At 41.4% G+C, this 7162-nt stretch carries 2 protein-coding genes; one reads left to right on the top strand and one right to left on the bottom strand.

Annotated elements, in window-relative coordinates:
* The coding region (locus AAEY68_RS06150; protein ID WP_350585684.1) for a beta strand repeat-containing protein at window positions 1–4940 on the bottom strand (4940 nt) is incomplete at its 3' end.
* Between the two features lie 239 nt (window positions 4941–5179).
* On the opposite strand from AAEY68_RS06150, the gene AAEY68_RS06145 reads away from it, so the two are divergent.
* Window positions 5180–7156, top strand: a complete 1977-nt coding sequence (locus AAEY68_RS06145) for a TolC family outer membrane protein (RefSeq protein ID WP_350585683.1) — start codon at window positions 5180–5182, stop codon at window positions 7154–7156.
* The last annotated feature ends 6 nt before the right edge of the window (window positions 7157–7162 follow it).

Here is a 7162-nt window from a genome sequence, read left to right as displayed (position 1 = left end):
TGTACTTCAGTGGTAATGATTTGTGGGTTACCTGCTTCATCAGTAACTGTAATAGTAACAACCGTGCCCTCTGGCTCCCCCGTTGCAGTGCCTGAAATAGTTGGGGTGGTGTCGTTACTATCAGCCAGTGCATCTATCGTGATCACCGGTGCTGAAGTATCAACTTCTCCAGTCGTAGTTGCTGTGGTTTCATTACCTGCGGTATCGGTAACCGATACTTCAACAGTAAATTCGCCTTCACTTAATTCATTTGGTACATCCACACTAAAGGTGCCATCGGCTTGTACTTCAGTGGTGATTATTTGTGGATTACCTGCTTCATCAGTTACCGTAATTGTAACTAATGTGCCTTCTGGCTCACCCGTTGCGGTGCCTGAAATAGTTGGGGTGGGGTTGTTAGTATCACCTACGGGGTCAATAATAACTGTTGGCGCGGTAGTATCGACTTCTCCTGTTGTTGTTGCTGTGGTTTCATTACCTGCGGTATCGGTAACCGATACTTCAACGGTAAATTCGCCTTCACTTAATTCATTTGGTACATCAACACTAAAGGTACCATCGGCTTGCACTTCAGTGGTGATTATTTGTGGGTTACCAGCGTCATCAGTTACTGTAATAGTAACAATCGTGCCTTCTGGCTCCCCCGTTGCGGTGCCTGAAATAGTTGGGGTGGTGTCGTTACTATCAGCCAGTGCATCTATCGTGATCACCGGTGCTAAAGTATCAACCTCGCCAGTCGTAGTTGCTGTGGTTTCATTGCCCGCAGTATCTGTAACCGATACCTCAACAGTAAATTCACCTTCACTTAATTCGTTCGGCACATCAACACTAAAGGTGCCATCAGCGAGTACTTCTGTAGTGATAGTTTGTGGGTTACCGGCTTCATCAGTCACGGTAATAGTAACAACCGTGCCTTCTGGCTCACCTGTTGCGGTGCCTGAAATAGTTGGGGTGGTGTCGTTAGTATCACCTACTGGGTCAATCATAACCGTTGGCGCGGCAGTATCGACTTCTCCCGTTGTTGTTGCGGTAGTTTCATTACCTGCTGTATCGGTAACCGATACTTCAACAGTAAACTCACCTTCACTTAATTCATTTGGTACATCAATACTAAAGGTGCCATCGGCTTGTACTTCTGTGGTGATGGTTTGTGGGTTACCTGCTTCATCGGTCACGGTAATAGTAACAACGGTGCCCTCTGGCTCGCCTGTTACAGTGCCAGAAATTGTCGGTGTTGTATCGTTACTATCAGCGAGTGCATCAATCGTAATAGTTGGTGCGGTATTATCGATAGTTCCTTGTGCTGAAGTTTCACTTTGGTTACCTGCTTCATCGCTAACGATGGCATTAACGCTAAAGTCACCTTCAACTAACTCATTAATAGCATCAGCTGTCCAGCTACCATCAGCTAGCGTTTGTGTTGTAATTGTTTGTGTATTACCACCAGCATCCGTCAATATTAACGTAACCGTTGTTCCAGCTGGCACATTTTGTACGGAACCTGATATTGTTGGAGTAGTATCGGCGCTATCTGGGATTACATTAATTGCTATAATTGGAGCTGATAAATCAATTGTTCCAGTACCGGTATCGCTTGCTTCATTACCTGCAGCGTCTGTTACTGTTGCCGTAATTGTAAAGTCGCCTTCAGCAACAGCTTGAGTTGCACCAACTTGCCAAGTTCCATCTTCTGACACAACCGCCGTCAATGTTTGAGACTCACCATTTGCATCAGTAACTAAAATACTAACAAGGCTACCCGGTGCTACATCACTCGTTGTTCCACTAAATATAGGTGTTGTGTCGTTTGAATCAGCAAAGTCATTTATTGCAACTAAAGGAGGGGTGGTATCAACTGAGCCTAATTGTGAATCTTGAGCTGCGTTACCCGCATTATCAGATACATTAGCAGTTACGGTAAAATCCCCCTCGCTTAAAGCAGTTGGAACCTCAATACTCCAAGTACCATCCGCACTTATAGTAGTCACTAACTGTTGCTCAGCCCCTAGGCTATCGGTAACAATTAAAGTTACTTCACTGCCCGATGCTAATCCTTGGGTAGAGCCGGTAAGAACAGGTGTTGTATCGTTTGTATCAGCAATATTGTTGATAGTGACACTCGGTGCGGTTAAATCGACCGTACCTGTAACAGTTGCCGTACTGCTATTGCCTGCAGTGTCGCTAACACTTGCTGTTACTGTGAAATCACCTTCACTGAGATCTGCAATAATATCCGCTGTATATGTACCATCTGTATTTGTAGTTGTTGTAAGTGTTTGTTCATTACCTTCACTGTCAGTTATTACTAATGTAACTTCGGTCCCTGCAGGTACATCAATTACATTACCGCTTACAGATGGGGTTACATCATTCGTATCCTCAATAGGATTAATCGTGATTGCAGGATCGGTTAAATCAATCTCTCCAGTTTCACTTGCAGAAGCTGTATTACCTGCAGCATCAGTCACTGTAGCAATTACACTAAACTGACCTTCAACCAATTCATTACTTGCCTCAACAGACCAACTTCCGTCAGCACCTGTAACTACTTGCACGGTTTCTGCTACGCCATCGCTTCCTGTAAATGTAACGGTTACTAACGCACCAGGCTCTACATCTTGGGTAGAGCCGCTAATTGTTGGTGTTGTATCGTTAGTATCAATAATAAAATTAATGCTTACAGTTAAATCAACATTACCTACTGCACTTGCTTGCGCTTCATTGCCCGAGTCATCTATAACCGCTGCAACTACAGTAAAGTCGCCCTCAGGCAGAGGGGTTGTTACTTGTGCAGTCCATGAACCATCTGCTTGCGTCACTGCTAGTAATGTAAATGTACTGCCATCGCTTGCCGTAATAGTTAAAGTAATGGTAGTACCTGCAGGCACATTACCGGTGTTACCACTTAAAAATGGAGTGGTATCGTTAGTATTAGCAATTGCATCGATTTGAATTGAAATAGGAGCAAACGTTATTTCGCCGTTTGTTTGCGCAGTAGCCTCATTACCCGCAGCATCGGTTACTGACGCAGTTGCTGTAAACTCACCACCTGGCAAGATTTCATTAGCATCTACACTCCATGTACCATCTTCATTTAATAAAGTAGTTAAAGTTTGTACGCTACCGTTTATATCGGTTATTAATACTGTAATTACAGAGCCCGCTGGAGCGTCTTCTACCCTACCTACAAATGTTGGTGTAGTATCGTTAGTATCAGCAATTGCAGTAACGGTAATATCTGGATTTGTTAAATCAACAACACCTTGGTTATTTGCTTGGGCTTGATTACCTGCAGCATCGCTTACACTTGCATCAACCTCAAACTGCCCTTCAGCCAATGGCGTAGTTACGTCAACAGACCAATCACCATCAGCGTTAGTTTGGGTTAATAATGTTTGAGTTTGACCATTAAAATCGGTAATAACCACACTAATAATAGAGCCAGCAGGTACATCTTGCGCGTTACCTGTAATAGTTGGCGTGGTGTCTTGAGTGTCGTTAATATTATTAATTTGTACCGTAGGCGCCGTTAAATCAACTACTCCTGAATCACTTGCTAATGCTAAGTTTCCTACACTGTCGCTTACTTGTGCATCAACAGTAAAATCACCTTCAGGTAAAGGAGTCCCAACTTCTACACTCCAGCTTCCATCGGCTTGAGTAACCGCTGTTAATGTTTGTATTTGTCCTGCACTATCTGTAACAGTAATTGTTACTTGCGTGCCTTCAGGAACACCATTTGTTGTTCCAAAAAGTGGTGGTGTTGCGTTATTTGTTTCATCAGTTACATTTACTGTGATTACCGGAGCAGTTAAATCTACATTCGCTAAAGCTTGATCTACAGCTTGATTTCCAGCGGCATCAATCACCACTGCGCTTACGTTAAACTCTCCTTCAGATAAAGGTGAGGTAGTAGTAATAACCCAATTTCCTAGTGCATCAACCTGAGTAACAATTGTTTGTACCGTACCTGCACTATCCGTTAACGTGACCGACACATTATCACCAGTGTTCAACCCAGATACAGTCCCTGTTATTGTCACTGTTTGCGAAGCAGAATCGGCAACAGGATCAATAGCAATAAGCGGAGGTGTTGTATCAATTTCTATAGAAATAGTGTCGTTTATAGGGGTGCCAACAGGATCTGTCGCCTCAACAACAACGGTCACAGGACCATCCGCAACTGGAGTTGGTAGGGTTATTTCAAAGGTACCATCAGGGCCAATCACAACACTAACTACTTGAGAATTTCCATCAACATCAGTTACCGTTACATTAACCGTTTCGCCAATTAAGTTTTCACTCGTACCGGTAATTGTTGGTTGTGATGAATTAGTAACGCCCAGCTCATTAAGTGAAATAGAAGCCGAAGTTGCGTCAGGCACAATACCATCAGAGGTATCTCTTAAATTAAAAGCTTCAGTAGCGCTTTGATCAAAAGAAGAATCAAAAGTAACACTACTAGGATCAACACTTTCAGAAATTCGGGTTAACTGTACAAACGAACTACCTCCATCTGCACCAGCTGCATTACCGCCACCAGCGGCTGTTGCCTCTAAATTATCTAAAATGTCCCCATCACCCTCTAATGCATCTAAAAAATCTGTTACATCTGAATTAGCCGCCGTTGATGAGTCTTGTTCTGTACCTAAATCTAAGCTTGCGATTGCTTCATCTAAACTTTCATCAAAAACAGTTGTTTCGCTAGAGTCTCTTGCTTCTTTAGCTAATAGGTCTGGTGTTATTTTTACCTTTTGATTTGCGGGTATAGATAAGGTTTCACCTTGCACATCTATTTGTAACGACGACTTAATAGCAGTAACAACTAAATCACCTACGGTAATAATGTCACCAACGTTTAACGCTCTTATTGATCCATCATCCAACACAACACCCGCCGAACCCTGAATATCAATAACTACAAGTTGATTTGCTTCCATTTAGGTACCCTCAAACTTTTTAAAATAACAATCTAATAAATTAAAGGTAGAACAAAAAAAGCACATAGATACTGGACTCAAGTACAGGTTTAGAAGAAAAATTCAAAAATAAAAAATCAACAAAAAAGTGGTAGAAATTTTTTTTCATGCTACCCGAAAAGATTACTTGCAAAATTAGCACTCCTTTACTAAATATTTAAAAGAGTATTTTCGGTCTTAACAGGATCTAAGAGGAAGAAATGATTATAAAAAACACTTTTAAAAAGCATCAAGGGACTATGTTAATCGGATTAGCGATTACAGCCGTAACTTTATCAAACTACGTGCATGCAAACGAACAATCAGCAATGCCACTTACATACGTCTCAAGTAAAGCGATTGAAAACAATCCTGAAGTACAAGAAGCATGGCATGCTTTTAAATCTTCTATTTATGGAGTGGATGCTGCCCGTTCAGGTTATTTACCAAGTGTTGATGTATCAGCAAGTGCAGGATATGAAAGAAGAAATTACGGTATTGAAGAAGAATATAACCGTAATACAGCCGAATTAAGCGTTACTCAAATGCTTTATGACGGTTTTAGAACATCTAATACAGTTGACCGTTTTAAACGTATTCAACTTATTAGGTACTTTGAGCTTATTTCTCAAACAGAACAAACAGCACTTGAAGCCTCGATTGCACTACTTGACGTACAAAAATTCAAAGAGTTAGTACAACTTGCAGAAGCTAATTTACAAGAGCACGAGTCTGTATACCAACAAATAGAACAAAGCGTAAGCGCCGGTGTAGCGCGCGCTGCCGATTTAGAACAAATTAGTGGACGTTTATCTCTAGCGCAATCTAATGTATTAACGGAGTACTCAAATTTACATGATGTAAGCGCTCGCTACCTAAGAGTTGTAGGTGAGCTACCTATGAACGATATAAAGCAAGCTGACCTTGATGAAAACAATATACCAATTTCGGTTAACCAAGCGCTAGACGTCGCCTACAAAAACAGCCCTTCATTTTATGCCTCTTTGTATAATATTGAAGCGCAAAAGGCGAACGCCAAAGCACAAAAAGCGGCCTTTCATCCTAACGTAGATTTATCTGCCCGCTACGGTAGCCAAGATAGAGATGAGCTTGGTCAAAATGAAACCAGAACAGAAGCGCGAGTCGGCATAGATATTAGTTATAACTTGTATAACGGTGGTCTTGATAGCGCTAATTTAGAACAAGCTTATCAAGATATAAACATTGCAAAATATCAACGAGATCAAGCCTGTATTGATATTCGTCAAAGTCTGCAAATTGCCTACTACAACGTCACTATACTAGAGCAAAAGTTGCCAGCGCTTAATCAACACCGCGAATCATCAACTAAAGTTAAAATTGCATATAAAGATCAATTTGATATAGGCCAACGAACTCTACTAGACGTACTTGATGCCGAAAACGAATCGTTCCAATCAACACGTTCATACATAGTTGCGCTATACGACCGCCAATCGGCTATTTTAACTATGCTAAAAGAAATGGGGAAATTATTGCCAGCACTTGACGTAATGTCAGGTAAATACCCTACATTAAAAGAGCTAACTGACGATCCTATTGTGCATAACGCACAAAATATTTGTCCGAGTTACGATGTAGCAACCACCTTTAGCCGCAAGGCATTTCTACAAAAAAAAGCGAAGCAAGATAATGCCTACATGAGTGTAACCGCTATGCCAAGGTACTTAGATATACCGTTGGAAACCGACACTACACCAAGTAGCTTTTTAGATGATGATGGTGACGGCGTACCAAACGAGCAAGACACTTGTCCGAGTACGCCGCTGTCAACTAATGTTGATTTATCTGGCTGTACAATTTATAGCGCATCAACCTCGAATATAGAGATTGGTATCCCTTTTTCTGCTGACTCAAGCGATGTAAGGTCTCAATATATTCAAGAAATTAGTCGGCTTGCAGATTTTTTAAAAGAAAACCCAAATAAGCAGGTTGAAATACAAGGTCATGCTTCTCTAGATGGAGATCGAACATATAACCGCAAACTATCTGAAAAACGTGCGTTTGCCGTTGCTGAAATTCTAATTAAACAATTCGATATAAAACCAAAACGTGTTAAATCGTTCGGGTACGGTATTGATCAACCTCGAGTAAACAAAATATCAGTAAGAGCAAATGCTGCGAATCGACGTATCGAAGCTGTAATTACTGATAGCTAAGTCAAT

It is taken from the genome of Pseudoalteromonas sp. RB2-MNA-CIBAN-0110, from assembly GCF_040309305.1.
GTDB classification, from domain to species: domain Bacteria; phylum Pseudomonadota; class Gammaproteobacteria; order Enterobacterales; family Alteromonadaceae; genus Pseudoalteromonas; species Pseudoalteromonas arctica.
The sequence above is the reverse complement of the archived record's forward strand: the minus strand, read 5'-3'. Positions and strand labels throughout refer to the sequence as shown.